Consider the following 24,476-nt stretch of genomic DNA (forward strand, 5'->3'; position numbering starts at 1 on the left):
TTTAGGGTGTTCCCTGTTTCAGAATCTCGGCGCCGAGATTAGCGGGCGTGACGTAAGATTCGATCCTGCCCAGTGCTGGGAAGTTCTCGATCATCCACTGGCTGAACCAGTTCTGCGCCCCGAACACGAACAGCAACCCAGTGACGATGAGCAAGAGCCCCATCACTTTTTCAAGCGTCTCGAAATGCCGCTTGAACTTATGCATGAAGCCGAGGAACGGGCGGACTGCGATCGCCGCCAGGATGAACGGAATGCCAAGACCGAGCGAATAGACGAACAGCAATTTGACGCCGGTCCAAAGGCTCGATTCACTCGCTGCCAGCGTCAGTACGGTCGCAAGCACCGGCCCGATGCACGGTGTCCAGCCGAACGCAAAGGCCAGCCCCATGACATAAGCGCCGGCAAAGCTCGCCTCCGTTGCCGCCATCGAGTAGCGAGCCTCACTGTAGAACAGGCGAACCTTCAGGATGCCGAGGAAGTGCAGGCCGAACAGAATGATGACGACGCCTGCGAGCGTTCCAAGCGACGCGCGATAAGATAAGAGAACCTGCCCGATCGAGCTTGCGCCCGCGCCGAGGCTGACGAACACGGTCGTAAAGCCGAGCACGAAGAAAACCGCGGACGCGACGACCCGCAGCCAGATGCGCCGGTCGGTCGTCTCTCCATCGGTCAATTGGTCGATCGTGGTGCCGCCAATGTATCCGAGATACGGCGGCACCAAGGGCAGAACGCATGGCGAGAGAAAACTGACCAGCCCCGCAAGCGCGACACCGAAATAGATATGCGCATCGACCAGCATGCTGCCTAACTTTCAAAAAGCGCCCGTGCGCGGGCTCAGTGGACTTTTTCGCGCGTGAGCGCCACGACGCCCGGCAATTCGCGTCCTTCGAGCCATTCGAGGAACGCGCCGCCCGCAGTCGAGACATAGGTGAAGTCGTCCGTCACGCCGGCGGCATTCAACGCCGCGACGGTATCGCCGCCGCCAGCCACCGACACGAGCTTGCCGGCCTTCGTCAACGTCGCGGCAGCTCGCGCCAGGGCGAACGTGCCCTCGCCGAACGGCGAAATTTCGAAGGCGCCCAGCGGACCATTCCAAAGCAACGTCTTCGAAGCCGCGATCACCTCGGCGGTCCGTGCGACCGACTGCGGCCCGACATCCAAAATCATCGCGTCGAATGGCACGCTATCGACCGCGACGATCTCGTGCGCGGCGCCATCCTTGAACTCGCGCGCGATGACGGCGTCGATCGGCAGGATGATCTCGCAGCCCTTTTGCTTGGCTTCCGTCATGATATCGCGAGCCGTACCGGCGAACTCCGGTTCCGACAGCGACTTGCCGACCATCACGCCCATCGCCTGCAGGAAAGTGTTAGCCATTCCGCCGCCGATGATGAGCTTATCGACCTTCGCGACAAGGTTCGTCAAAACCGGGATTTTGGTCGAGACTTTCGCGCCCCCGACAACCGCCGCCGTCGGGCGTTGAGGCTTTTCGAGCGCAGTCCGAAGCGCGTTGATTTCTTCCATCAAAAGCGGACCGGCGAACGATGGTAAATAGTGCGTCAGCCCTTCCGTCGAAGCGTGGGCACGGTGCGCGCACGAGAAAGCATCGCCGACGAAGATATCGCCAAGCTTCGCGAGTTCAGCCGCGAAAGCCGGATCGTTCTTCTCCTCGCCCTTGTGAAAGCGAAGATTTTCGAGCAGCGCCACATCGCCGTTCTTGAGGCCGCTGACCGTTGTAGCCGCGGCGTCCCCTATGCTGTCCGTTCCGAACGCGACCGGCCGCCCGAGAAGCAGCGCCATCGCCTGCGCGATCGGCTTCAGCGAAAGATCGGCTTCCGGTCCATTCTTCGGCCGACCGAAATGCGAGATCACAATAACTTTCGCGCCGCGAGCCGCCAGAGCTTTCACGCCCGGCAGCACACGCTCAAGTCGCGTCGCGTCGGTGACTTTGCCGTCCCGCACCGGAACGTTCAAATCCGCACGCACGATCACACGCTTTCCCGTGACGTCGATGCCATCCGTCGTCTTCAGCTTGTCGAGGTTCATCAGAATACCAGTACGGTTAGCGCTGCGCCTATGTTTCAGGCCGTCACGATTTTTTCGCGATCGCCTTGCGAGCCGCATCGACCGCGTGCGCGGCCGTAATGCCGAAATGCTCGTAAAGCTTGCCCGCCGGAGCTGACGCGCCAAAGCCGTGCATGCCGATGAACACATCGGATTTGCGAAGCCATTCGTACCAGCTCTGCGCAATGGCCGCCTCTATGGCGATGCGGGGCGCACTACCCAGAACTTCATTTTGATAGCTTTCCGGCTGTGCCCGGAAGAGCTCGAACGATGGCATCGACACGACGGCCGCCTTGATGCCGTCCTTCTCAAGAGTTGCAGCCGCCTCGAACGCGAGACCAACTTCAGAGCCCGTCGCGATGAGAGTCACGTCGCGGACGCCCTCCACCGGCTTCAGAATATATGCGCCTTTCGCGCTCAAGTTTTCGTCGCCCTTGCCGCGAAGGTTCGGAACCGCCTGACGCGAGAGCGCAAGGATCGATGGCGTCTCCGTCGCGTCGAGCGCCAGTTGCCAGCATTCCGCCGTTTCGATGCCGTCAGCCGGACGGAAGACGTTCAAATTCGGAATAGTCCGTAGTGCGCTCAGATGCTCGACCGGCTGATGCGTCGGGCCGTCTTCGCCGAGACCGATGGAATCATGCGTCAGCACATAAACAACTCGCTGCTGCATGAGCGCCGACAGGCGAATGGACGGACGGCAGTAATCGGCGAAGACGAGAAACGTGCCGCCATACGGAATGAACGAGCCCGAGAGCGCGATGCCGTTCATCGCCGCCGCCATGCCATGCTCGCGCACGCCGTAGTGAATGTAGTTGCCGGCGAAATTCTCTGGCGTCACTGAGACATGGTGTTTTGTCCGCGTGCCGTTCGAACCCGTAAGATCCGCCGAGCCGCCGATCAACTCGGGCAGCACCGGCACGAGACGCTCAATCGTCATCTGCGACCAGACGCGTGTCGCGCGTTTCGCGGTGTCGGCTGCGAAATCGTTCTTCGCGGCGGCAATCGCCTTGGCAACCGCATCCTTCGTATCGCGGCCAGTGATCAATGCCTTCGTATCGGCGCTCGCTTTGGCCTCGAGCTTCTCCCAGACATCACGAAGCTTTCCGTGCTTGGCTCCGACTGCACGCCACGCCGACAAGATCTGCTCCGGCACCTCGAATGGTCCATACGGCCAACCGAGCTTTTCCCGCGTCGCTTTGATCTCTTCGACACCGAGCGCCTCTCCGTGCGCCGACGACTTTCCAGCCTTGTTGGGCGAACCGAAACCAATCTGCGTTTTGCAGGCGATGAGCCAAGGCCGCGAAGTGTCCCCCTTCGCCGTCGCAATGGCGGCAGATATCGCAGCGGGATCGTGGCCGTCGACGCCCGCCGTATTCCAACCCGAAGCTTCGAAACGCTTCAGCTCGCTGTCCGACACCGCGAGGCTCGTCGCGCCGTCGATCGTGATCGAATTATCGTCCCACAGGACGATCAGCTTGCCGAGCTTCAAATGCCCCGCGAGCGAAATCGCTTCCTGGCTGATGCCTTCCATGAGGCAACCGTCGCCGGCGATGACGTAGGTATGATAATCGATGAGATCCGAGCCGACCCGCGCTGCGAGAAGTTGCTCGGAGAGCGCCATGCCGACGGCATTCGCGATGCCCTGGCCGAGCGGCCCCGTCGTCGTCTCGATGCCCGGCGCATGACCGTATTCCGGATGCCCTGCCGTCTTCGAGCCGAACTGCCGGAAATTCTTGATCTCATCGATCGTCATTTCCGGATAGCCAGTCAAATAGAGCAACGAATAAAGCAGCATCGAGCCATGACCGGCCGACAAGACGAAGCGATCGCGGTTCGCCCATTGGGGAAAACTGGCATCGAACTTCAGCGCTTCCGTGAACAGCACGGTCGCGACGTCCGCCATCCCCATCGGCATGCCCGGATGACCGGAGTTGGCCGCCTGAACCGCATCCATCGACAGCGCGCGGATGGCATTGGCCATTTCCCTGACGCTCGGTGTCGGCGACGTTTCTGCCATGATCTGGGCTTTGCTCATTATTTCACTTAAGTCCGTTTTTCTAAGCGCCCCTGGCGGGCCGTAAAGTGGTGGACATTTACCGGGGGATTGCGGCGGCGTCTACCGCGCCAGCATCGGCACACCCCTGCGAAAAGCCCTCGAACTCTGGCCGAACCGGCGGAGCCGCGACGAAGGGACGATACCGTCGCACTGCGGCAAGCTGACGTGATCCTCCCCGCCGTCCCCTGCGGATAATGTTCCGCCCAATGAACGGCCTTGCCACATTTCACAAAACCCCACATCCTCCATCCCGGACGTGGGGGCTCCGAGCATGTCGACCGACACGCATTTTCCGCGACACCCTTCCATCTCAACCCGTTTTCTCCGGATATTGGAGAAGTCAAAGCCCTACGCGATCTACCTTCCGGCACTGATCATTTTCGCGGTATCGCGTGCTGTCGTTGTCGCTGGGATAAATTTCGGCGCGTTGCTTGCGCCATCCCCCGATTCGATAAAATGGGGTCTTGGTCATTCTTGGTTTGACCGGCTGCTCCGCTACGACGCCGGATATTATATCAGCATCGCGCAAGACGGTTATAGGCACAGCACGGATCCGGCGGTCCTAAATTCAACCGCGTTCTACCCGCTGTATCCCCTTCTCGGACGCTTCGTTCATTGGAGCACCGGCGCCGACACCGGAGTGGCGCTTCTCATCGTCTCCAACATCTCGGCAGTGGCCGCGTGTCTCTTGCTGACGAAATTCGTCAGGGATGAAGCGGGTGACGAAATTGCACTTTGGACGACCGCGTTCTTCTGGTTTTTCCCATCGACTTTTTTTCTGTCCGCCGGGTACACCGAGTCATTGTGCCTGACTTTGATCCTGCTCTCTTTTGTCGTCCTGAAGCAGGAGAAGTTCATCCTCGCCTCACTTTTTGCCGGACTTGCCGTCGCCACCCGCTCCACCGGAATAGTCATGCTGCCCGTGATCCTGTGGGAGCTTTATCAACGCCCGACATCGCCTTGGCCGCAAACCTTTCTCAAGATGTTCCTCTGTTCGCTGCTCGCGGTATCCGGGCTGATTGCCTTCATGATTTTTCTCGGCATCGAGTTCGGAGATCCCCTCGCCTTCGCTCACAGTCAGAGCGCATGGCATCAGGGCACGTTTACGAGCCGCTTCGTGGACGCGGTGATGCTTGTCCCGCTGCGACACGGCGGCTGGCTGCTTCCGTTCCTTGCCCTCACGGCCTGGTCGTTCTGGCATCTGCGGTTCGCCGTATCTCTTTACGCACTCGCGACGCTCATGCTGCCCTACCTCACGCTTGGCGTTACCCACTCGATGAGCAGATTTGTGCTTATGTGCTTTCCCGCTTTTATGTGCCTAGCGCTGCTTTGCAAGACGCGACCGCTGCTCGCGAGCTTGATACTCGCGGCCTTTGGCGCAATCCTCTTTCGTCAAAGTGCGTTATTTTCACAACTTTATTTTGTGGGCTGAACCGTCACGTCTTCAGATCGGAATCCCGCCGGCCTTAGACTTGGCGTCTCGCGATGTCTTGGCATCGCGTTGGCTCTTCTCGGCCTGCGTAAGCTTCGCCTCCTCGACTTCATCCTCACGAAAGAGCTTATCGAGCATCGCCTGCGAAGTACGCGCCCGCTCCAACAGCTTCTCCACGTCGGAGGCGAGCTTGTAATCCTCGTTCAAGCGCCGCTCGTCGTGATCGCGGAACGTCTGCACCGTGCGGCTCGCGACGCGATCAGAATATCCGAGGCCAAGCATCAGCATCCGCGTGAGATCAAGAGACGCCAGGAAGGTCTCGCGCCGCAGCGCCGCGACGCCGAGATCGAGCAGCCGATACGCATGCATACGGTCTCTGGCCCGAGCATAGATCGGAACGTGAGGATAGTGCGTCTTGACGATCTCCGCCGCTCGCATGGACGCTTCGACGTCGTCGATCGCGAGTACGAACGCGCGGGCTTTGTCGGTCTGCGCGGCTTCCAGCACTTCGGGACGGCTGGCATCGCCATAGAAAGCTTTGTTGCCGAACCGCTTTACGAAATCGACCTGCTCCACGCTGATATCGAGCGCCGTGAACGGCACGCCCTTGGCGCGGAGAACGCGCGCTACGATCTGCCCGAACCGACCGAACCCCGCGATCACCACATGGCCGTCGTTTTCGGGCAGCGTATCGAAGCTGCGTGTGTCGTCTTTCACCTTCTTGAAGATAAGCCGGTCGAGCAACAGAAGCAGCGGCGTCATAGCCATCGACAGCGTGACGATCACCGCCATGATTTGCGACGAACCGCCGCCGAGCACGCCTGCCGCCTGTCCAACTGATAGCAGCACGAACGCAAACTCTCCGCCTTGCGAGAGTGCAAACGCCAAACGGCGCGACGGCCCCGATTCAAGACCCTGCCAACGTCCGAGCAAGTAGAGGATGATCGACTTGACGACGATCAAAATGATCGTCGCAGAAATGATGAGTACCGGCGCCGATATCAGTAGCCCGAGATTGAGCGACATGCCGATCGCCGTAAAGAAGATACCGAGCAAGAGCCCTTCGAAAGGCGCGATATCCGCTTCGAGTTCGTGCCGGTAGCTGCTTTCCGCCAACAGCGCGCCCGCGATGAACGCGCCGAGCGAAGCCGACAGCCCCACCGATTCCATGATCAGCGTAATTCCAACAACCGTCAGCAGCGCGGCGGCCGTCATCGCTTCCTTGACCCGCGAACGCGCAACGAGCCGCAGCAACGCGTCGAGTATGTAGCGCCCTACGACGACAACCACCACGATCGTGCCGAGCCCCTTGGCGAGCGCTAAATAATCGATGCCGACGTTGGCTTTCACCGCCGAGACCGCGAAATACGGCGCCAACGCGATCAGCGGAATGGCTGCGAGATCCTGAAACAGCAGCACCGAGAAACCCAAGCGGCCGTGTCGCGTCGAAAGTTCGCCGTTCTCCTCCAAGACCTGCAACGCAAACGCTGTCGAGGACAGCGCCAGCGCCGCTCCGGCGAAGAGTGCCGGCTGCCATGCGGTTCCAGAAAACAAAATGCCGATAAAAGCGAGTGCGAGGCTCGTGATCACGACCTGCAGCGTACCGAGACCAAAAATCGCCTGACGCATCGCCCAAAGGCGTTTCGGGCGAAGCTCAAGCCCGATCAGAAACAGCAGCAGAACGACGCCGAATTCAGCGAAATGCAGAACCTGTTCCGCATCCTGCTCTGAGAACATCCGCCCGACGCCATAAGGCCCGAGAATAACACCGGCAACCAGATAGCCGAGCACTGCGGCAATGCCGAGCCAACGGGCTAGCGGCGCAGCGAGTGCCAATGCGGCCAACAGGATTGCCAGTTCATTCAGTGTCACGTCGTCCCCCGTTCTTAACCGGCGAAGCACAGACGCCGCCGTCGCATTTAATCCGAGATCGCCGGTCCGCCACTCCGACACATTGCCCGATATCTTGTATGCAGCCCCCTATCTGGACAACGTATGAACACCGGCTGATCGGGGATGTAGGAAGCCCCCGTCCGATGTACCAAAAGGTGCGACACATTGAAGTCGCGGGACCGGCGGTCGGCGGACGATATCCCACGATGATCCTTTTTGGGTCTTTACGCGCCGAAACTCAAGGCAACGGGTGCGCTTCGACGATCAGACCGCCGATTTCCTGCCAGCCGTCGCTGCCGTCCCGATACCACGAGACGTTGGAATAACCGTAGCTCAACGCCCGCTTCGCGGCATTCCAGCTCATCCAGCAGTTCCTGAGACAGAAGAAGACGAGCGGCTTCGCCTTATCGCCTTTGGTCAGCATATCGAGATTGCGCCGAAAATAATCGTCGTATCCCGGCGGCAGCACGCCATAGCCAACATTCGCAAGCCAGACCGCATCCTCGATTGTCATATGCGACGCCTCGCGCCAGATCGTGCCGGGCGTAAGTCCCGCAGGCTTCGGCGGATGCGGATAGACGTCGATAAAAACCGCTCGTCTTGCCGACCATACCTTCATGGCATCGGCGCTCGAAAGGATCGTGGCACCCCTGAGAGTCAACGGCACCGGCGAACGATATTTGTCGTCGCGATAACCGTCGGGCTCCGGCGGCGGCGGACCCGCGGGAGACGGCCCGGAGACATCTTCGGCGTAAGCCACGCGAACCGCTCCGCATAGGACGGGTGCAACGGACACCGCTACTGCGAGCGCCACTAGTACAAGTTTTCGCCGGGCCGAAGTCATCATTCGCGCCGCTCCGCCACCCCGGTTGCAACGAACCGGCCCCGCTATCGTCGGGAGACGATAAACGAGGCCGGCAATTGTCATCTCGAAAAACGTCCGCCGTGTTCGCCGGGCGGTCTTCCGCTTTTAAGGTGTCGCAGCGGCAGGCGCTGGAGAAGATGCCGTTGAGCCGTTCGACGCCGACGGTTCGGCCGCCTGTGACGAACGCGGCGTCGTCACCATCTCGGTCGACGTATCGTCGTCAACGAGCAGCGGCACGCCGTAATCGAGGAGCACCTTGTCTATATCCGCCCGGCGCTCGCGGATCACTTCGTTGAGTTTACGCTTCCACGCGTCATCGCCGTTGCGGACGCCCATCGTAATGCGAAACGCTATCCTGGCTGCTCCAATGTCTTTGACGAGCGGAACAACGACAAGGTGGTCGCCGCTCTGCGTCGCCCAATAGGCGGCAATCGGACCCCACAGAATGCCGGCGGCGATATCGCCCTTTTGAATATCGTCGATCATATCTTTTGCCGGATTTTGGTATCGGCGATCGACGATCATTGGGTAACCGTGCACATTGGCCATCAAACCATACTTGGCCGCCAGTGTTGCACCTGCCGAACCTTGCTGCATGCCGATCGTCTTGCCCTGCAAGCGAGGGTCACTGAGCGACTCGACACCATCAAGACCGGTTCCCTTCTTGTAGATGATCGCCGACGTCGAACGGTAGATGGCGTTGGTGTTGAGCACCATATCGTCACCCTGCCCCCAGCCAATCACCAAGTCGCAGCGCTTGGCGTTGAGCGTCATCCGCACAAAACCGGTTGCCTTCGGAAACCACGTATAAACGACTGGAAGTTTCAACTCGTCGCCGATGATGTTCGCAATCTTGTTCTCGAAGCCTTCGCCTTTCTGATTTGAGAACGGCAAATCCGATGGGTCGGCACAAACGCGAAGCTCCTTCCGGTTGACGAGATCCGCCTTGGGAGTTTCTGCGGCGCGCGACGTATCGACGAGCATGAAACCCATCGATGCGGCCATTGCGAGCAATCCGAGCGCCAAAGCGGGCACCGAAAAGCTTGAAATCTTGAGCGCTTGTTTCCTCACGTGAGTAACCTTTTTGTTATGACGGCGTGAACGTGACGGCCCCTGATATGGAGTGGGGGCACGCCGCTATCGCGACCCGCCCCCGATCCAGTATGCCGATATTCCTAAGCCGCTTCACACGACACCGACGCACGAAGCCAACCAATCATATGATGAGGTCTGGAGAAACTTCCAGGCCTCAGCCCGTGCAATCGTCAGCAGCCTTCTTCGCATCAGGCGAGATATCTTCACGACCATTCGGGCGGCCCGGCGGCAAGGTACCGAGCGAGCGTGCCTTGATGTATGAGTAGATATCATCGATGTAGCACATGATGTTCTTGTCTTCGCCGAACGACGGCATGACGAAATCAGTGCCGCCCCTGTTTTCACGTTTGCCGCTCGAGACGGTCGCAATGAAGGTGTTGTAGTCAATCGTCTTCAGCGAGTCGGCCAGAGCCGGCGCGAACGTACTGCCCAGCGCGTTCGGACCATGGCAAACGTGGCACGCATCATGATAACGGCGGAAGCCGTTCCAGGTGCCCCAGTCGACCATATAGTCTTTCGTCACGACCGGCACCGGATCGCCATCCTTGTTGCGATAACGGCCATCCTCGAACTTGATGCCGTCCTTCTTCGCAAGATCGCTGACAGGATTCGGATACACGGCATCGCCGTCGGGCTTCCGCGATCCTGGCGGTGGCGCGTTCGGATCATCCGGGTTCGGAGCCGCGTCTTCGGCAACCTGCATCAGCTTGGCAGCGGGTGCCGCGGCAGCGCTGCTGTTGGCCTGTTCCTTCGCAGCGGCAGCTCCTACAGCCCCGACCGTGATCAATGCGACTGCAAGTGTCTTAATGAACTTGTTCACGAGGTTCCTCTTCTCCTGTGGATTGAATTGCGTGGATCGCCACCGCCCTAGTCTTTTTAAGAACCCATTCTGATTTGGGTTTTGAGAGATACGGTCCGTGGGACGCTGGCCGGATAACGGCCCGGCATCCGCAGACGGGAAACAAGTGCAATTTTCCGCACCCGTTTAGCAGATTGAGCCTTTTTGTTGAAAGGTGTTTTTTCGGCCATCCGTCTTTAGGGGCATATTTCACAGCAAAGAGCCGGCGCAGGTTTCCCCGCACCGGCTCCCCTATTTTCAGGCTCGTGGCCTATGGGAGGGCGAATACGGTGAGCGAGCCACCGAGGTTCGTGTACTCCGAGAGACCTGCATAGCCACCAACGGCGCCGAGACCATCGGTCGGGTTCGTCAAGCCAGCGGCAAGACCGATACCGGCCCAACCACCAACGCCCGAGAACACGGCTACGTACTGCTTACCACCTTGCGAGTAAGTCATTGCGTTGCCGATGATGCCCGACGGCGTCTTGAACTTGAACAGTTCCTTGCCGGTCTTCTGATCGACGGCTTTGAAGTAGCCTTCGAGCGTGCCGTAGAAAGCAACGCCGCCAGCTGTCGTCAAAGCACCCGACCAAACCGAGAACTGCTCAGGCTTCGACCAGACGATCTTGCCCTGTGCGCCGTCCCAAGCGATGAAGTTACCCATACGCTCAGGCTTATCCGGACCCGGGAACATGGACAGCGTGGCGCCAACGTAAGGCTGACCAGCCGTGTACGAGACCTTGAAGGGTTCGTAGTCCATGCAAACGTGGTTCGTCGGAACGTAGAACAGCTTGGTCAGCGGCGAGAAGGCTGCTGGCTGCTGGTCCTTAGAACCGAGAGCCGCGGGGCAGATGCCCTTCGTGTTGAAGTCCGCGCCGTTCTTGAACGTCGAGTACTTCGCTACGCGGATCGGACGACCGTAATGCGGGCTCGACTTGTCGAGATCGATTCCGGTTGCCCAGTTGACGACTGGATCATACTTCTCGGCAACGAGAGGCTCGCCGGTAACGCGGTCCCACGTATAGCCGAAGCCGTTACGATCGAAGTGCGTCGCCGTCTTGCGCGTCTCGCCCTTGATGTCGAGTTCGGCAAGGATCGGCTCGTTGATGCCGTCATAGTCCCATTCGTCGAACGGCGTCATCTGGTATGCCCACTTGGCCACACCGGTGTCGACGTCACGAGCGAACATGGTCATCGACCACTTCTGATCGATCGGCTTGCCATCCGGTCCCGCACGCTGAGCGGGGTTCCAGGTCGACGGGTTACCCGTGCCGTAATAGATCAGGTTGAGGTCCGGATCGAAGGCCATATAGCCCCAGGTCGAACCGCCGCCGATCTTCCACTGATCGCCGTTCCAGGTCTTGAGCGAGGAGTCCTTGCCCACTGGCTTGCCGAGCGACATGGTCTTTTCCGGATCGACGAGGATGTCGGAATCGGGACCCATCGAGTAGGCGCGCCAAACCTTCTTGCCGCTGTTGATGTCGTAAGCGGTGACGTGGCAACGAACGCCGAATTCCGCGCCCGAAATACCGATGATCACCTTGTCCTTCGTGACAAGCGGAGCACCCGTACCGGTTTCGCCCTTCTTCGGATCGCCGTCGACGACCTTCCACAGTTCCTTACCCGTTTTCGCGTCGAGAGCGACGAGAGCGGTGTCGGCCTGATGGAGGAAGATCTTGCCTTCAGCGTACTGCACGCCACGGTTGACCGTGTCACAGCACATCACCGGAATAACCGACGGGTCCTGCTTCGGCGTGTACTTCCAGATGATCTTCTGTTCGTCCGCGAGGTTCAAAGCGAAGACGATGTTCGGGAATGCCGAATGAAGATACATCACGTCGCCAATAACGAGCGGACCGCCTTCATGGCCACGAAGAACGCCCGTTGAGAACGTCCATGCCACTTTCAGCTGACCGACGTTTTCGGTCGTGATCTGGTCAAGCTTTGAATAGCGAGTACCAGCATAGTCACCGGACTGGATAGCCCAGTTATTCGGATCGCTCGACAACTTGATCACATCCTCGTTCGCCCATGCGGACGCCGAGAACGCGACTGTTGCGAGCAAACCGCATGCGAATGCACTTTTGCGCATTGCGCTTCCTCCGTTTTGAGAAAAGTCTTGCCACGCTTGCAAGTCGAACCCGGAGACTACCGATATCTCCCAGCGCCGATCTCAGGAATTGCGGGATTTTTTCCCGTCTTTGCCCGGCCGGAGAAGGAGTTCTTCACGAAACCGTGTAGAAACCGGCAGTCCTCGTGAACGGGGGCATGTAGACATCTTTTTTTTCAAGTCGCAACACGTAGTGCGACGATCATTCTCGTGCGGCAAATTAGGACAACCCTTCTGACCCAAAATACCCCTGTATTTACGGGAGGAAATTGCGTCGCACCAAAAATGGTGCACCGCACGTCTAGTTGTCCGACGTCCGTGAAAATCACGTCTTCCGATCACGAATCCTCGCGATTTCGTGAAAACGGGAAATCAAATTCCCAATTCTGGGGGTCCATACTGCCGACAAACTCATTTGGCCGGTCCGCATGATTGATGTTCCCCCTTTTCTTAGCAAACCTTCCCGCAAGGACTTTCTCCGCGGCGCCGCGATTGCAGCATTACTTCCGCTACTTCCCCGCATCTCCCGCGCCGAAGCCGAACGCATAGGGGTGCTCGAAATCGCGCCGGGCATCTTTGTCCATGTCGGCAAATATCAGTTGGTTAACGAGACCAACCGGGGCGACATCTCCAACCCGTGTTGTATCGTCGGATCGTCGGCCGTCGCCGTCATCGATACGAGCGGCTCATTCGCGATGGGGAGCGATCTTCACACGGCGATCCTCCAGATCACCGACAAGCCCATTCGCTATGTGATCAACACCCACATGCATCCCGATCATGTCATGGGGAACGCCGCATTCCAGGCGGCGGGCACCGAATTTGTCGGCCACTACAAGCTTCCTGCCGCCCTTTACGCGCGCAAGGAGAGCTATTTGACGAACGCCCGCGAGCGCCTCGGCGAAGCCTCCTTCAAGGGCACAGAGATCATCCCGCCGACCGTCCTCGTCAAAGACGGCCTCGAACTCGATCTCGGCAATCGCGTCCTGACCCTCAAGGCGCGGCCGACCGCACACACCGATAATGATCTGACGATCTTCGACCACCCGACCGGAACCTTCTTCCTCGGCGATCTGCTGTTTTCGGGCCATATCCCGACTCTCGACGGCTCGATCGTCGGCTGGATCAAGCTCATGCCCGAACTGATGCAGGAGAAAGCCGACCGCGCCGTCCCCGGCCACGGCCCAAAGTCGATGCCTTGGCCCGACGCTATTCTGCCCGTCCAGCGCTATCTGACGGTTCTCGCAACCGATGTGCGCGGGATGATCAAAGAAGGAAAAACGATCGAAGATGCCGTCGCGACGGCCGGGCAATCAGAGCGCGGTAAGTGGGCGCTCTTTGACGAGCATCACCCCCGCAACGTCACGGCGGCCTTCACCGAACTCGAATGGGAATAGATGTTTTATATCGTGCCCGGCGGCCGGCCCCCGGAGGGGAGTCGCCGGGCACGATATTAAAACGAGGGGCCAACTAAATCAGAAACAACGAAGCTCGCCTTCGACCTGCGCGCGGCGCATGTTTTTAATTTTTTCCTGGAATTCCGGCGAATGCGTCCACGCGACGTTCTCGCCGCCCCGAAGGCCGACCGAGATCAGCGTTTCAGCCTGCTCGTACTGGTCGTAAGGCAAAATGTTTGCGATCTCGTCGATCGAGCACGAGCACTTCTCGAGGATCGCACGCGTCTGTCCGTTGACTGCCATGCAGGCGTAGACATAGTCCGCGCGAGCGACCGTCGGATAGTCGTTCGACGGCAATTCTTGGGCCGACACGCGCGCCGCCGAGGCGGAAACCAGAATGACGGCGATCGCGAGAAGCCCACGTCCTACGGCGGTAGCCGTTAGCCAATATCTCATTTGACCTCTCCCACGCCTTCGAGGGTCGTTGTTTCCACGAGCGTCGCTACGGTCTTGTTGGTGTTCGTATAGTCCGAAACCATCTTCGCGAAATAGCCCGGGATCTTATCCGATAGCGCGATTGTGAACGTCGAGCCTTCGTAACCGTTCATTCTCGGCTTGGCCGGATCGTCGATATATGGCGTCAGACTGATGCGATAGCCGTCGACGGATTGGCCTTTATAGTCGATCTTGACCGGAGTGATGGTTGCGCCATCGCCCAAGCTCTTCTTGAACATTCCCTTGAGATAGGCGGCATCGCCACCGGCGAGAAGGCGGAAATGCGAGACGGCATTGTCGAGATAGACAATAAGCATCGGATTGCCGTCCATATCCGTGATGTCCTGCGGATCCCGCGCCCGATCGCCGGAGTAGATCTGCAAACGCACGTTCTTCTTGCCCGGTGCCCCGTCGCTCAAAATCTTGACTGTGATGTCGTCGGTAAAGCCTTCTCCCATCACCTTGGGGTCTGACGGCTTGCGCTCGAATTTATAGACGAGGTCGGTTCCCGGGGCGACGGACGCGATATGGGGACGCTCGAACAGAATATCGGCGGGTTTCGGCGTCTCGACCGCGACGCTAGCAGTGCTAAGACACATGATGGCAAAAGCCGCCAAACCAAATTGGCGGAACAAGAAGTTGGTCATAAGGGGCGATCCTCCTAGATCGTCTAGGTAATTTTCCCGGCTATTTAGCGGGACTAGGACCGCTTGACCAGAGAATGAGCCATTTCTGGCAAAGACCAGGAGCCGCTTGCCGGGTTTGCAAGATTTGCCGAAGGTTGCCGGAAGATCGGCAACTCACAACTTACAAGCTGGTAACACTGCCTATTTAACGAAGAAATTTCCCGAAAGCGCGCGGGCCGTCCGCGACGGCAGCCTTACCGGTTACGACCATTTTATCGGGATCGATGCGCAGCAGCGCGTTCTCGCCCCAGCAGGAGACATAGACATTTTTCTCGTCTTTGTCGGCCTCGATCCCCTCGGCATGGTCGCAAGTATCGATGCGCTTGATGACCGCGAGCGTCCCCAAATCGAAGACCGTCACCGTCCCCCCGTATTGATCCGTGACGAAGCCCCTGCCCCCGGCGAGGGCCACGGCGTAAGGACGCCGTCCGGTCTTGACGCTGCCGACGACCTTCCTCGCCGCAATATCGATGACCGTCGCGTCGTCGCTCTTCACGTTGGCGGTATAGGCCCGCACGCCCTTGGCATCGATCGTAATGCCGAACGGCCGTTTTCCGACCGGAACGGACGCCAACACCTTCCGGCTCGCAACATCGACGATCGAAACCGCGTCGCTGTCGCGATCGGCGGACAGCAGCAACGTGCCGTCCGGCGTGACGGCGAGGCCCGACGGCGAATCCCCGACCTTGACGTCACCGATCGTCTTGAACGTCACCGTATCGACGATGATGATCTTATGCGTGTACCAATCGGCAACATAAACTTCGGGACGCGTCGGATGCGCAGCAATGCCGACCGGTCCGCCGCCGAGGAAGAGCCGCCGCGTGACTTTGCGCGAGACGGCATCGACCTCGATCAGCTCTTTGCTGTCAGGCGCAGTGATATAGGCCGTCGCTTTATCAGGTGAAAGCGCGATTCCCACCGGTTTGCCGGTTACGGCGATCCGCGCAGTCTCCTTCATCGAATCGAGATCGACGAAGGAAAGGCTGTCGGATGGCTGAGCGGTGAGAAGCGCCTCATGCGCGAAACCGGGCATGACCGCTGCGCATGACGCGACAAGGCCAAGCCCTAATTTCACCGCCCGAAAAACAAGCCGGCCCTTATGCACTCAGCCGCCGCCCTCGACCTTCTTTTTCAGCCCGTCCAACCCCGCCTTGTAGAGGTCGGTTACGGCCTTGAGAGCCACTTCGTCCGTGAGGTCCGGCGGCGGATCGTTCAGCATATACCCACGATAGAAGCCGCCCCACCACGTCACCGTCGATTTGTTGTCGCCGTCGGCTTCGACGGTGATGTGCGACGAGTAATCGTTGACCGGAAGCACCTTCACATCGACCTTCGTGATCTCGTAGGCGTACACGTGATCTTCAGCGCTATACTTGTCGAGCTGCTCCTCGACCGTGCCGCCGCTCTTTAGCGTCAGAACCCGGGTGGCGTTAACGTCGTTGCCGCCCTTGCCCTCGGTCTTCGCGACGATGGGCAGCCAGCTCATGTCCTGGAAGTTGCCAACGGCCTTCCAAACCTTGTCGACAGGGGCATTGATCTCAATTGTTTCGGTCACTTTCTGACGCGACGGACCATGGGCCCAAGCGGCGCCCGACAGCGATAGCGGCGCAAGGCCGACGATCGTGGCGGCGATCACCAAGCGTTTCAGCATACATTTCCTCCGGAGATTTCTAGTGCGCGGGCGCAATCGGCGCCCGCGAGCGGGCGGGGGGACATTAGGCACCTTCGGTAGCGACGAAAAGACGGCAAAATGTGTCGCATTCGATATGCCCGTTCGGCGTGCTTGACCGTTTGCACAACGATGCTTTACCTGCGCCAGCGTACTTTGGTCGAATCCAAGGTCGCCCGCTGCCCAGGTCCATGAGGAGTTCGAATTGGAATCCGAAAAGTCGAGGAACGGCGCGAACCATTTTGAGAACGTCGCCTGCCCGTTTTGCGGCATCCTTTGCGACGATCTCGAGATCGGCCCTTCCAATGATGGGCTGAAAGTCCTCAAGAACGGCTGCGTTAAATCGGTCGCCGGTTTCGAGCGGCCGCTGAGCGAGCCCAAGCCGCAGATTGACGGCAAGGACGTATCGCTCGACGAAGCCATCGCCGCTGCAGCCCGCCTCATCAAGAACAGCCGCCTGCCGATTTTCGGCGGCCTCGGAACCGACGTCGACGGCATTCGCGCCGCGATCGCGCTGGCGGAAAAGGGTGGTGGCATCCTCGACCATGCGCTGAGCGAAGGACAGTATCGCAACTTCAAGGTGCTCCAATCGAGCGGCTGGGTGCTGACGACGCTGACCGAAGCGCGCAACCGCGCCGATCTCTTCATCATCGCGGGCAGCGACCTCCATAAGCTTCATCCGCGCTTCTTCGAACGCGTCGTCTGCAACGAAGCCTCGATGTTCTCCGACAATCCACCGAAGCGGACGGTCGTATTTCTCGGCGAAGCCCTTGATCAATCCGCGCTTAAGGGCAACCGTATCGGCGAAGTCGTGACGATCCCGGTCAAAGGCGATCGCATCGCTGAAATTCTCGATGCAATGCGCGCCATGAACAAGGGTGCAACGGTTTCGGGCGACACCATCGCCGGCCTGCCGCGCGCCGACATCGAAGACCTTCTCGCCCGCTGCAAAGCCGCGAGCTACGGCGTTATCCTCTGGGCACCGCCGAGCCTCACCTTCCCGAACGCCGACCTGACGGTCCAGGCGATTTCCGAGTTCGTGAAGGAGATCAATTTAACGTCGCGCTTCGCCGGGCTTTCCCTCGGCGGCAACGATGGCGCGACGTCCGCTGGCGCCGTTTGCAGCTGGCAGTCCGGCTTCCCGCTTCGCGTCTCGTTCGCGACCGGCGAGGCCGACTACGACCCCGTGCGGTACTCGGCCGATCGTCTGCTGGCCGCGAAGGAAGCAGATATGCTTCTGTGGCTCTCGTCGTTCTCGCCCGACCTCAAGGAGCCGGAAACCGACGTCCCCACGATCTTCCTTGCCGCTCCCGGCATTAAGCCGTCGCGACAGCCGAAGGTCTACATTCCGGTCGGGACGCCAGGCCTCGATCATTCCGGCACGATGGTTCGCGTTGACAACGTCGTCTCGCTGCCGCTGAAAAAACTCCGCCAGTCGACGCTTCCCCGCGCGGCAGACGTACTCGAAAAAATCGAAGCTGCCCTCTAGGCCAAATTCCGAGATCGAGAATGCTCATCAAGCTCACCGGCGGCAAAGTCTACGATCCCGAGAATGGGGTCGACGGCGAGATCCGCGATATTTACATCGAAAACGGCCGCATCGTTTCGCCGGAACCCAATGCCAAGGTGGCGCATGAATATGCGGTCCATGGCAAGGTGGTGATGGCGGGCGGCATCGATCCGCATTCCCACATCGGCGGCGGCAAGATGACGATCGCCCGCATGATGCTGCCCGAAGATCACATGCACGACACCGTTGCGCGCACCGATCTGACGCGCGCCGGCGTCGGTCACGCCGTCCCCTCGACGATGCTGACCGGCTATCGCTACGCCGAGATGGGCTACACCGCGGCGTTCGAACCCGCGATGCTCCCGGCGAACGCCCGCCAAGCGCACATGGAGATGGCCGACACGTCGATCATCGATAAGGGCGCCTTCGTGATGCTCGGCTCGGATGATTTTTTCCTGCGCCAACTCGCGGGCAAGAAAGACTTCTCCGCGATCAAGGACTACATCGCCTGGACGATGCACGCGGCGCAGGCGATCGCCGTCAAGGTCGTCAACCCCGGCGGCATCAGCGCTTTTAAGTTCAATCAGCGCAAACTCGATCTCAACGAGAAGCACGTCTATTACGGTGTGACCCCGCGCGATATCATAGTGACGCTCGCACGCGGGCTGAAAGAATTGGGCGTCGTGCATCCGCTGCACATCCACGGCTGCAACCTCGGTGTTCCGGGCGGATATGAAACGACGCTCGAAACGATCAAAGGCGCCGAGGGCCTGCCGATCCACTTGACCCATATTCAGTTTCACAGCTACGGCACGGAAGGCGACTTGAAGTTCTCGTCCGCCGCCGCGCCGGTCGCCGAAGCGATCAACGCCAACGAGAACGTCTCCTGCGACGTCGGCCAGGTGATGTTCGGACAGACCTGCACTGCTTCCGGCGACTCCATGCGCCAGTTCATAACCTCTCGGTCCGCGACCCCGAAGAAGTGGGTCGTGATGGACATCGAGTGCGATGCGGGTTGCGGCGTCGTTCCCTTCAAGTATCGCGACAAGAGTTTCGTCAACGCGCTGCAGTGGGCCATCGGGCTTGAGCTGTTCCTGCTCATCAACGACCCGTGGCGCTTGTTCCTGACGACCGACCATCCGAACGGCGGTCCGTTCACCTGGTATCCGCACTTGATCCGCCTACTGATGGACAAGGGCTTCCGCAACGATATGATGCAGAAGATCAATCCGGATGCCCTGAAGTATTCGACGCTGGGGTCGCTCGACCGCGAATATTCGCTCTACGAAATCGCGATCATGACCCGCGCCGGTCCGGCACGCAGCCTGGGCCTCCGGGATCGCGGCCAACTCGGCGTCGGCGCCTGGGCCGACATCACGGTCTATGACGATAACCCCGACCGCGAAGCGATGTTCACGACGCCGGAATTGCTCTTCAAGAACGGCGAGCTCATCGTCCGCAACGGCAAGATCATCAAGGTCGTCAACGGCGCGACGCATGTCGCACGGCCGACCTACGATCACAGCATCGAGAAATCTCTCAAACCCTACTTCGACGATTATCATACGATGCGGATGGACAACTTCCGCCTCTCCGACGATGAAATCATCAACGGCGGCCGTGGTTCGCTGATCATCCAACCGACCGGGGCACGCGCGGCATGAGCAAGACGGTCAATGGCATAACGATCGACGATACCTTCGCCGAAGCTTTCGGCATGAGCGGTACCGGCATCATCATCACCGCCGACAGCATGAAGTGGGCGAAAATCGCGGCAACCGTCGCGACGGGCTTTGGAACCTCCGTCATCGGCGCTGGCGCCGAGTGCGGCATCGACAAGGAACTGACGCCCGAGGAAACGCCTGACGGGCGTCCGGGCGTCCGCATCCTGATTTTCGGCTTTTCCCCCGACGCGCTTATTCCGCAGGTCCGTAATCGTATCGGTCAGTGCGTGCTGACGAGCCCAGGCTCCGCATGTTACGCGGGCCTGAAGGCCGAGAAGACGATGCCTCTCGGAAAGGGCACACGCCTGTTCGGAGACGGCTATCAGACCGCCAAAAAGCTAGGCGACAGCCGCTACTGGCGTATACCCGTCATGGACGGCGAATTTATCATCGAAGAAGACACCGGCGTCACGACCGATGCCGTTGGCGGCGGCAATATGCTCATTCTCGGCCGCGATCGCGCCGGGCTGCTCGAAACGGCTGAAGCTGCGGTCGAGGCCATCGCCAAAGTCGACGACGTCATCACGCCGTTTCCGGGCGGCATCGTTCGCTCCGGTTCGAAGGTCGGCGCCAAATACGCCGGCATGCACGCGTCATCCAACGACGCCTTTTGCCCGACGCTGCGCGGTACGATCAAGCACAGCGAGCTGGCGCCCGACACTCTCGCCGTCCTCGAAATCGTTATCGACGGTCTGACGTCCAAAGCCGTCGCGGACGCCATGCGCATCGGCCTCAAGGCCGTGACGGATATCGGCGCAAAACGCGGCGTCACTCGTATCACCGCCGGCAACTATGGCGGCAAGCTCGGACAGCATCATTATCATCTGAAGGATCTGATCTGATGAGCGGCCTCAAGCTGCGCTTTAAGGCGCCCGCGACAGAGCGGATCAACCTCGCAGGCATCACGCCGTCGAAGCTTCTAGCGCTATCGTCACACGAGATCGCCCGCCTTAACGTCGGCATCGAAAAGGGCGGCGTCGCGCTTGGCGACGCATTCGACATTTCCGGCGAAGCAGGCGAAACCCTCACCATCGAAGGCGCAACCCCGGCAATCGACTTCGTCGGCGACGGATTGGACAGCGGCACGATCCGGGTCGTCGGCAATGTCGGCTCTTTCGCCGCCAGAAAAATGTCGGGCGGCAAGCTCGAAATTCACGGTGACGCCGGCGACTATCTGGCATCCGGCTCGACCGGCGGAATGATCCTCGTTTCAGGCAACGCAGGCGATAACCTCGGCGGGGTCGAAACCGGCGAGCGCTTCGGAATGCTCGGCGGCATGGCCGTGATCGAAGGCAACATCGGCGCTCGCGCCGGAGACAAGATGCGGCGGGGGACCGTTATCGTTCGCGGCAAGACCGGTCCCGGCGCCGGCTCCCGCATGATCGGTGGCACGATCTGGGCCGAAGGCGGATTTGGTCGCGATCCCGGCCTCATGATGCGCCGCGGCACACTGATCGGTCCGAGCGTCGAGAGCCTGCTGCCGACGTTCGTCGATTGCGGCAAACACGATCTCGTGATCATCCGCGTCATTGCTCGCTATCTGAAATCGACGCTCGGGGACTTGGCTCCGAAGCCTATGCCATTGTTTGTCCAGAAGATTGGCGGCGACACAGCAACGATCGGACGAGGCGAAATCCTGTTGCCGGCGGGGTAATCAGCCGCCGCCGGCCGCTCTTTTTTGCTTTCAGACCCGTGAAACAAATCCAGGAAACGCACCGTCACCGTATGGTGATACTATAACAGCGCGTTTACCGGGAGCATATTCATGCTTGCAATCATACTGTCCGCTTGCCTCACGGCCGATCCAAACGTCTGTCGCGACTACAAAATCCCGATAGATTCCGACATCGATCCCATGACGTGCATGGTTCAAGCACCACCACACTTCGCAAAATGGTCGGAAGAGCATCCGGGCTGGGCTGTCAAACGCTGGCGCTGCGGATCCGCCAGTGAGGAAAAGATTTAGCCGCTGCGCTTCGGAGCTATCGTCCCGATGTCGCGAGAGAATACGTCTTCGAAGTCAGAGCGCTGACCTCGATGACGAATTTCTGCCGGATCGCGCGCTCGAAATCGCCGTAACCCAGCGCGGGCAGCACGAAACTGCTTGGGCCGCCCATGACGTGCGCGCGGTACCATTGTTCGAGGGGGGGCGGTCCGCCGGGAATCGCTTTCGGCAGCATCGCCGAATCTTCCGGTGTGTCGAGCAGGACCGGCAGTCCGTTGATCGTCACGCCATTGCTGACAAGTTCATTGCGGACGGAGTCTATCGGCTCCTCCGCGTTGCAGTTGTCAGGCCCATCGCCCGAAACATCGACGATCACGCGCGCGGCTTTCGCCGGAATCTGCGGAACGATCTTGTCGTTCACCGAGCGCAGCATGCGCGTCATGCACGTAAACTCGCCGCCCTGCAGCGGCAGCGACCGCACCCGCTTCGCCGCCGCCAGAGCATCGGCTTTATTTGCAATCCTGATCCACGGAATGACAAACGATGGTGTATCGGCCCACGTCACCATCGAAAATAGAATACCGCCCGCCGACCCGCCGGTGATGGCTTCGATGACACCCGGATCTTCAAGCGCCTTCGCGATGCCCTCCATCTGCAACCGATAGCGGGCTTGATCCACCGAGTTCGAAACATCGACGGAGACGATGAGAGCCGTATCGACCGGAGACCCCTCCTGCGCGGATACCGGCAACGCTGGCAGGCCTATGCAGCCGGCCGCCATCATGACCGCAGCGATTGCCGCCCGTCCCCGTCTCATGAAATTGAAAATGCGAAACTCCCGCGGGCACGAGCACGGCGCGACCGCCGAACCGGTGAGAAGCCTAGCAAACGGGAATTTTTCCGCCAAGCCGTCCTCGGCGATTCCGCCATTTATACCCGGCGCATGGAAACCTATTGCCAAACCGCGATAACCCCCTGCGACGCGCTAGCCGAACAACGCGTAGCATCGCTGCGGTTCGGGATCATGTCGGCCATAAGGCAGACGCCGCGCACAAGCCCCGAATTAATAGGCGTTTTTCCCCGTCAGAAGCGAAACGGGTGTCATCGCGATGATGTAAAGGTCGAACAGGACTGACCAATTGTCGATATAATAGAGATCATACTCAACACGGCGAACGAGCTTCTCGCGCGTGTCAGTTTCGCCCCGCCAGCCGTTGATCTGCGCCCACCCCGTAACACCGGGCTTCATGCGGTGGCGAGCAAAATAACCCTCGACGACATCCTCAAAGAGATCCCGTTCGGCCTTGGAGCCTGTCGCATGCGGCCTCGGACCCACGAGCGACATCTGGCCTCTCAAAACATTGACGAGTTGTGGCAGCTCATCGAGGCTTGCACGCCGAATAAAGCGGCCGACTTTGGTCACTCGCAGATCGTCGCGGGTCACGACATTGCTCCCCGTCGTATCCTGACCCTCGACGTACAGTGAGCGAAACTTCAATACCTCGATCAGCTCGTTGTTGAAGCCGTACCGCTTCTGGCGAAAAATGATCGGACCTTTGCTGTCGAGGCGTATCGCAATCGCGACGGCGGCCATGACCGGCGAAGCAAGCATCAGCAACAGCGACGCAACCAGTCGATCCTCGATATTCTTTAGCACCCAATCCCAATCGCTCAGCGGCTTGTCCATCACGGCGAGCATCGGCACGTTGCCAATGAAACTGTAGGCTCGCGAGTTCATGCGAAGCTTGGAATTCAGCGCCGAGATCCGCACATCGACTTGCAGCGTAAAAAGCCTGTCGAGAATTTGCATCAGACGCTCTTCGGCGCGCGTCGGGACGGTAACGATCAGCAGGTCGACGCTTGCCTTGCGGCAGAAATCCGTCAGACCTTCGAACGTTCCGAGCCGCGCCACACCACCGAAATCTCCTGCCGCCCGGTCGCTCTGCCTGTCGTCGAAGATGCCGAGAATCTGCAGATGGTTGTCGGCATCGGCGTTGAGTTCGCGGATAAGATCTTCCGCATCCTTTCCGCCGCCGACGATGATCGTGCGCCGCACAAGAACACCGGCACGGGTCAAGCGACGAACCACGTCGGCCGCTACGAAACGGACGAAACAAACGAACAGAGCCGAAAGCTCCATCCATACCCCGATCTCGCGCGGCGCGACGGACGTTTCGTCGAACAGAAAAACGACGCCCGACACGCCCAGCGCTACTGCGCCGACCGAGATCAAAACCTTGAGGACTTGCGGCCAGAACTTTCGCAGCGAAGGGATCGTATAGGACCATTGCCAGCGAAGCACGGCGATCATCACAACCGCGACGAATGCGGTGGCCGAAAAACTCCTCCACGTCGACTCGAAGCTTTCGTAAAGCAAGAGATTGGCCAGCGGCCACGCCGCGACGACCGAGACAGCGTCGGCGGCGGCTACGGTGAAAAGCAAACTCGGCCGCGAGGCATTTCCCAGTCGGTCGAAGAAAAGCGACCTCAGCCCCGGCGTCCAATTTGAGGACCGCGACGACGAGTTCACATCGACGATTGATCGGGCCGAACCAGATTTCTCAAGCATCACGCAGACCGCGTACTCAGCAAAGCGCCAATCCATGGCATACGAGCGCGGACGTAAGGCTCTGGTAAACGAAATGGCTGTTGCTGCGGTATAACTCGAACGCACCAGCAATCGAGCGCATCACG

22 protein-coding genes are annotated in these 24,476 nt (G+C 59.7%); 8 read left to right on the plus strand and 14 right to left on the minus strand.

Translation table 11 applies throughout. The annotated features are described in order from the left end of the window. Position 1: 1 nt before the first annotated feature. The 3 genes from WC811_RS19715 to tkt are packed head-to-tail and all read right to left on the minus strand — an operon-like array spanning position 2 to position 4,099. Positions 2–799, minus strand: a complete 798-nt coding sequence (locus tag WC811_RS19715) for a cytochrome c biogenesis CcdA family protein (protein WP_372647151.1) — start codon at positions 797–799, stop codon at positions 2–4. A gap of 35 nt (positions 800–834) precedes the next feature. Beyond that, the gene (gene pgk / locus WC811_RS19720; protein WP_372647152.1) at positions 835–2,046 is read right to left on the minus strand and encodes a phosphoglycerate kinase; all 1,212 of its coding nucleotides are present in this window, start codon (positions 2,044–2,046) and stop codon (positions 835–837) included. Positions 2,047–2,089: 43 nt separating this feature from the next. Beyond that, positions 2,090–4,099: a transketolase gene (tkt, locus tag WC811_RS19725; RefSeq protein WP_372647153.1), complete on the minus strand. Its 2,010-nt coding sequence runs from the start codon at positions 4,097–4,099 to the stop codon at positions 2,090–2,092. Between the two features lie 292 nt (positions 4,100–4,391). Between tkt and WC811_RS19730 the strand changes: the two genes are divergently transcribed. After that, positions 4,392–5,552, plus strand: a complete 1,161-nt coding sequence (locus tag WC811_RS19730) for a mannosyltransferase family protein (protein WP_372647154.1) — start codon at positions 4,392–4,394, stop codon at positions 5,550–5,552. Positions 5,553–5,564: 12 nt separating this feature from the next. Here WC811_RS19730 and WC811_RS19735 read toward each other — a convergent pair whose 3' ends face one another. From WC811_RS19735 to WC811_RS19755, 5 genes are all read right to left on the minus strand, one after another. Then, the gene (locus WC811_RS19735; RefSeq protein ID WP_372647155.1) at positions 5,565–7,424 is read right to left on the minus strand and encodes a monovalent cation:proton antiporter-2 (CPA2) family protein; all 1,860 of its coding nucleotides are present in this window, start codon (positions 7,422–7,424) and stop codon (positions 5,565–5,567) included. A gap of 259 nt (positions 7,425–7,683) precedes the next feature. Continuing rightward, positions 7,684–8,289, minus strand: a complete 606-nt coding sequence (locus WC811_RS19740) for a PQQ-dependent catabolism-associated CXXCW motif protein (RefSeq protein ID WP_372647210.1) — start codon at positions 8,287–8,289, stop codon at positions 7,684–7,686. A gap of 126 nt (positions 8,290–8,415) precedes the next feature. Next, positions 8,416–9,381: a substrate-binding domain-containing protein gene (locus WC811_RS19745; protein WP_372647156.1), complete on the minus strand. Its 966-nt coding sequence runs from the start codon at positions 9,379–9,381 to the stop codon at positions 8,416–8,418. Positions 9,382–9,559: 178 nt separating this feature from the next. Then, complete coding sequence (locus tag WC811_RS19750; protein WP_372647157.1) at positions 9,560–10,225, minus strand: c-type cytochrome, methanol metabolism-related; 666 nt, start codon at positions 10,223–10,225, stop codon at positions 9,560–9,562. A gap of 289 nt (positions 10,226–10,514) precedes the next feature. Then, positions 10,515–12,335, minus strand: coding sequence for a methanol/ethanol family PQQ-dependent dehydrogenase (locus WC811_RS19755; RefSeq protein WP_372647158.1), 1,821 nt, complete (start codon positions 12,333–12,335; stop codon positions 10,515–10,517). 446 nt (positions 12,336–12,781) lie between these two features. On the opposite strand from WC811_RS19755, the gene WC811_RS19760 reads away from it, so the two are divergent. Then, on the plus strand, positions 12,782–13,750 hold the full coding sequence (locus tag WC811_RS19760; protein WP_372647159.1) for a quinoprotein relay system zinc metallohydrolase 2: 969 nt from the start codon (positions 12,782–12,784) through the stop codon (positions 13,748–13,750). 78 nt (positions 13,751–13,828) lie between these two features. Here WC811_RS19760 and WC811_RS19765 read toward each other — a convergent pair whose 3' ends face one another. The 4 genes from WC811_RS19765 to WC811_RS19780 all read right to left on the minus strand — a co-directional run bounded on the left by WC811_RS19765 (position 13,829) and on the right by WC811_RS19780 (position 16,585). After that, positions 13,829–14,206 carry a hypothetical protein gene (locus WC811_RS19765; protein ID WP_372647160.1) on the minus strand — a complete coding sequence of 126 codons (378 nt, stop codon included), beginning with the start codon at positions 14,204–14,206 and terminating at the stop codon, positions 13,829–13,831. Further along, on the minus strand, positions 14,203–14,892 hold the full coding sequence (locus tag WC811_RS19770; RefSeq protein WP_372647161.1) for a hypothetical protein: 690 nt from the start codon (positions 14,890–14,892) through the stop codon (positions 14,203–14,205). Before WC811_RS19770 ends, WC811_RS19765 begins: the two co-directional genes overlap by 4 nt. 184 nt (positions 14,893–15,076) lie before the next feature. Further along, positions 15,077–15,967 carry a YncE family protein gene (locus WC811_RS19775; RefSeq protein ID WP_372647162.1) on the minus strand — a complete coding sequence of 297 codons (891 nt, stop codon included), beginning with the start codon at positions 15,965–15,967 and terminating at the stop codon, positions 15,077–15,079. A 72-nt stretch (positions 15,968–16,039) separates the two neighbouring features. Then, positions 16,040–16,585 carry an SRPBCC family protein gene (locus WC811_RS19780; protein WP_372647163.1) on the minus strand — a complete coding sequence of 182 codons (546 nt, stop codon included), beginning with the start codon at positions 16,583–16,585 and terminating at the stop codon, positions 16,040–16,042. 223 nt (positions 16,586–16,808) lie between these two features. Here WC811_RS19780 and WC811_RS19785 point away from each other — a divergent pair, with 223 nt between their 5' ends. The 5 genes from WC811_RS19785 (at position 16,809) to WC811_RS19805 (ending at position 21,803) form a co-directional block, all read left to right on the plus strand. Next, positions 16,809–18,092 carry a formylmethanofuran dehydrogenase gene (locus tag WC811_RS19785; protein ID WP_372647164.1) on the plus strand — a complete coding sequence of 428 codons (1,284 nt, stop codon included), beginning with the start codon at positions 16,809–16,811 and terminating at the stop codon, positions 18,090–18,092. Between the two features lie 20 nt (positions 18,093–18,112). Continuing rightward, entirely contained in the window at positions 18,113–19,777 is a 1,665-nt protein-coding gene (locus tag WC811_RS19790; protein WP_372647165.1) for a formylmethanofuran dehydrogenase subunit A, read from the plus strand. Beyond that, complete coding sequence (fhcD, locus tag WC811_RS19795; RefSeq protein ID WP_372647166.1) at positions 19,774–20,679, plus strand: formylmethanofuran--tetrahydromethanopterin N-formyltransferase; 906 nt, start codon at positions 19,774–19,776, stop codon at positions 20,677–20,679. Before WC811_RS19790 ends, fhcD begins: the two co-directional genes overlap by 4 nt. Then, positions 20,679–21,491 carry a formylmethanofuran dehydrogenase subunit C gene (locus WC811_RS19800; RefSeq protein ID WP_372647167.1) on the plus strand — a complete coding sequence of 271 codons (813 nt, stop codon included), beginning with the start codon at positions 20,679–20,681 and terminating at the stop codon, positions 21,489–21,491. Before fhcD ends, WC811_RS19800 begins: the two co-directional genes overlap by 1 nt. A 111-nt stretch (positions 21,492–21,602) precedes the next feature. Further along, the gene (locus WC811_RS19805) at positions 21,603–21,803 is read left to right on the plus strand and encodes a hypothetical protein (RefSeq protein ID WP_372647168.1); all 201 of its coding nucleotides are present in this window, start codon (positions 21,603–21,605) and stop codon (positions 21,801–21,803) included. A gap of 16 nt (positions 21,804–21,819) precedes the next feature. Here the strand turns inward: WC811_RS19805 and WC811_RS19810 are convergent, their stop codons facing one another. Beyond that, entirely contained in the window at positions 21,820–22,599 is a 780-nt protein-coding gene (locus WC811_RS19810; RefSeq protein WP_372647169.1) for a DUF1194 domain-containing protein, read from the minus strand. A 246-nt stretch (positions 22,600–22,845) separates the two neighbouring features. Further along, positions 22,846–24,225 carry an undecaprenyl-phosphate glucose phosphotransferase gene (locus tag WC811_RS19815; RefSeq protein ID WP_372647170.1) on the minus strand — a complete coding sequence of 460 codons (1,380 nt, stop codon included), beginning with the start codon at positions 24,223–24,225 and terminating at the stop codon, positions 22,846–22,848. Here WC811_RS19815 and WC811_RS19820 point away from each other — a divergent pair. Beyond that, positions 24,215–24,445 carry a hypothetical protein gene (locus WC811_RS19820; RefSeq protein ID WP_372647171.1) on the plus strand — a complete coding sequence of 77 codons (231 nt, stop codon included), beginning with the start codon at positions 24,215–24,217 and terminating at the stop codon, positions 24,443–24,445. The two genes, WC811_RS19815 and WC811_RS19820, sit on opposite strands and share 11 nt — an antisense overlap. Positions 24,446–24,476 lie beyond the last annotated feature (31 nt).

This window comes from Hyphomicrobium sp., from assembly GCF_041659645.1.
Classification (GTDB): Bacteria; Pseudomonadota; Alphaproteobacteria; order Rhizobiales; family Hyphomicrobiaceae; genus Hyphomicrobium_B.

What these genes read in the sequence shown, in the direction of transcription:
- WC811_RS19715 (WP_372647151.1), bottom strand. Translation starts at nt 799, where the DNA reads ATGCTGGTCGATGCGCATATCTATTTCGGTGTCGCGCTTGCGGGGCTG.
- pgk (WP_372647152.1), bottom strand. Translation starts at nt 2,046, where the DNA reads ATGAACCTCGACAAGCTGAAGACGACGGATGGCATCGACGTCACGGGA.
- tkt (WP_372647153.1), bottom strand. Translation starts at nt 4,099, where the DNA reads ATGAGCAAAGCCCAGATCATGGCAGAAACGTCGCCGACACCGAGCGTC.
- WC811_RS19730 (WP_372647154.1), top strand. Translation starts at nt 4,392, where the DNA reads ATGTCGACCGACACGCATTTTCCGCGACACCCTTCCATCTCAACCCGT.
- WC811_RS19740 (WP_372647210.1), bottom strand. Translation starts at nt 8,289, where the DNA reads ATGACTTCGGCCCGGCGAAAACTTGTACTAGTGGCGCTCGCAGTAGCG.
- WC811_RS19755 (WP_372647158.1), bottom strand. Translation starts at nt 12,335, where the DNA reads ATGCGCAAAAGTGCATTCGCATGCGGTTTGCTCGCAACAGTCGCGTTC.
- WC811_RS19760 (WP_372647159.1), top strand. Translation starts at nt 12,782, where the DNA reads ATGATTGATGTTCCCCCTTTTCTTAGCAAACCTTCCCGCAAGGACTTT.
- WC811_RS19765 (WP_372647160.1), bottom strand. Translation starts at nt 14,206, where the DNA reads ATGAGATATTGGCTAACGGCTACCGCCGTAGGACGTGGGCTTCTCGCG.
- WC811_RS19770 (WP_372647161.1), bottom strand. Translation starts at nt 14,892, where the DNA reads ATGACCAACTTCTTGTTCCGCCAATTTGGTTTGGCGGCTTTTGCCATC.
- WC811_RS19775 (WP_372647162.1), bottom strand. Translation starts at nt 15,967, where the DNA reads ATGCCCGGTTTCGCGCATGAGGCGCTTCTCACCGCTCAGCCATCCGAC.
- WC811_RS19780 (WP_372647163.1), bottom strand. Translation starts at nt 16,585, where the DNA reads ATGCTGAAACGCTTGGTGATCGCCGCCACGATCGTCGGCCTTGCGCCG.
- WC811_RS19790 (WP_372647165.1), top strand. Translation starts at nt 18,113, where the DNA reads ATGCTCATCAAGCTCACCGGCGGCAAAGTCTACGATCCCGAGAATGGG.
- fhcD (WP_372647166.1), top strand. Translation starts at nt 19,774, where the DNA reads ATGAGCAAGACGGTCAATGGCATAACGATCGACGATACCTTCGCCGAA.
- WC811_RS19800 (WP_372647167.1), top strand. Translation starts at nt 20,679, where the DNA reads ATGAGCGGCCTCAAGCTGCGCTTTAAGGCGCCCGCGACAGAGCGGATC.
- WC811_RS19805 (WP_372647168.1), top strand. Translation starts at nt 21,603, where the DNA reads ATGCTTGCAATCATACTGTCCGCTTGCCTCACGGCCGATCCAAACGTC.
- WC811_RS19810 (WP_372647169.1), bottom strand. Translation starts at nt 22,599, where the DNA reads ATGAGACGGGGACGGGCGGCAATCGCTGCGGTCATGATGGCGGCCGGC.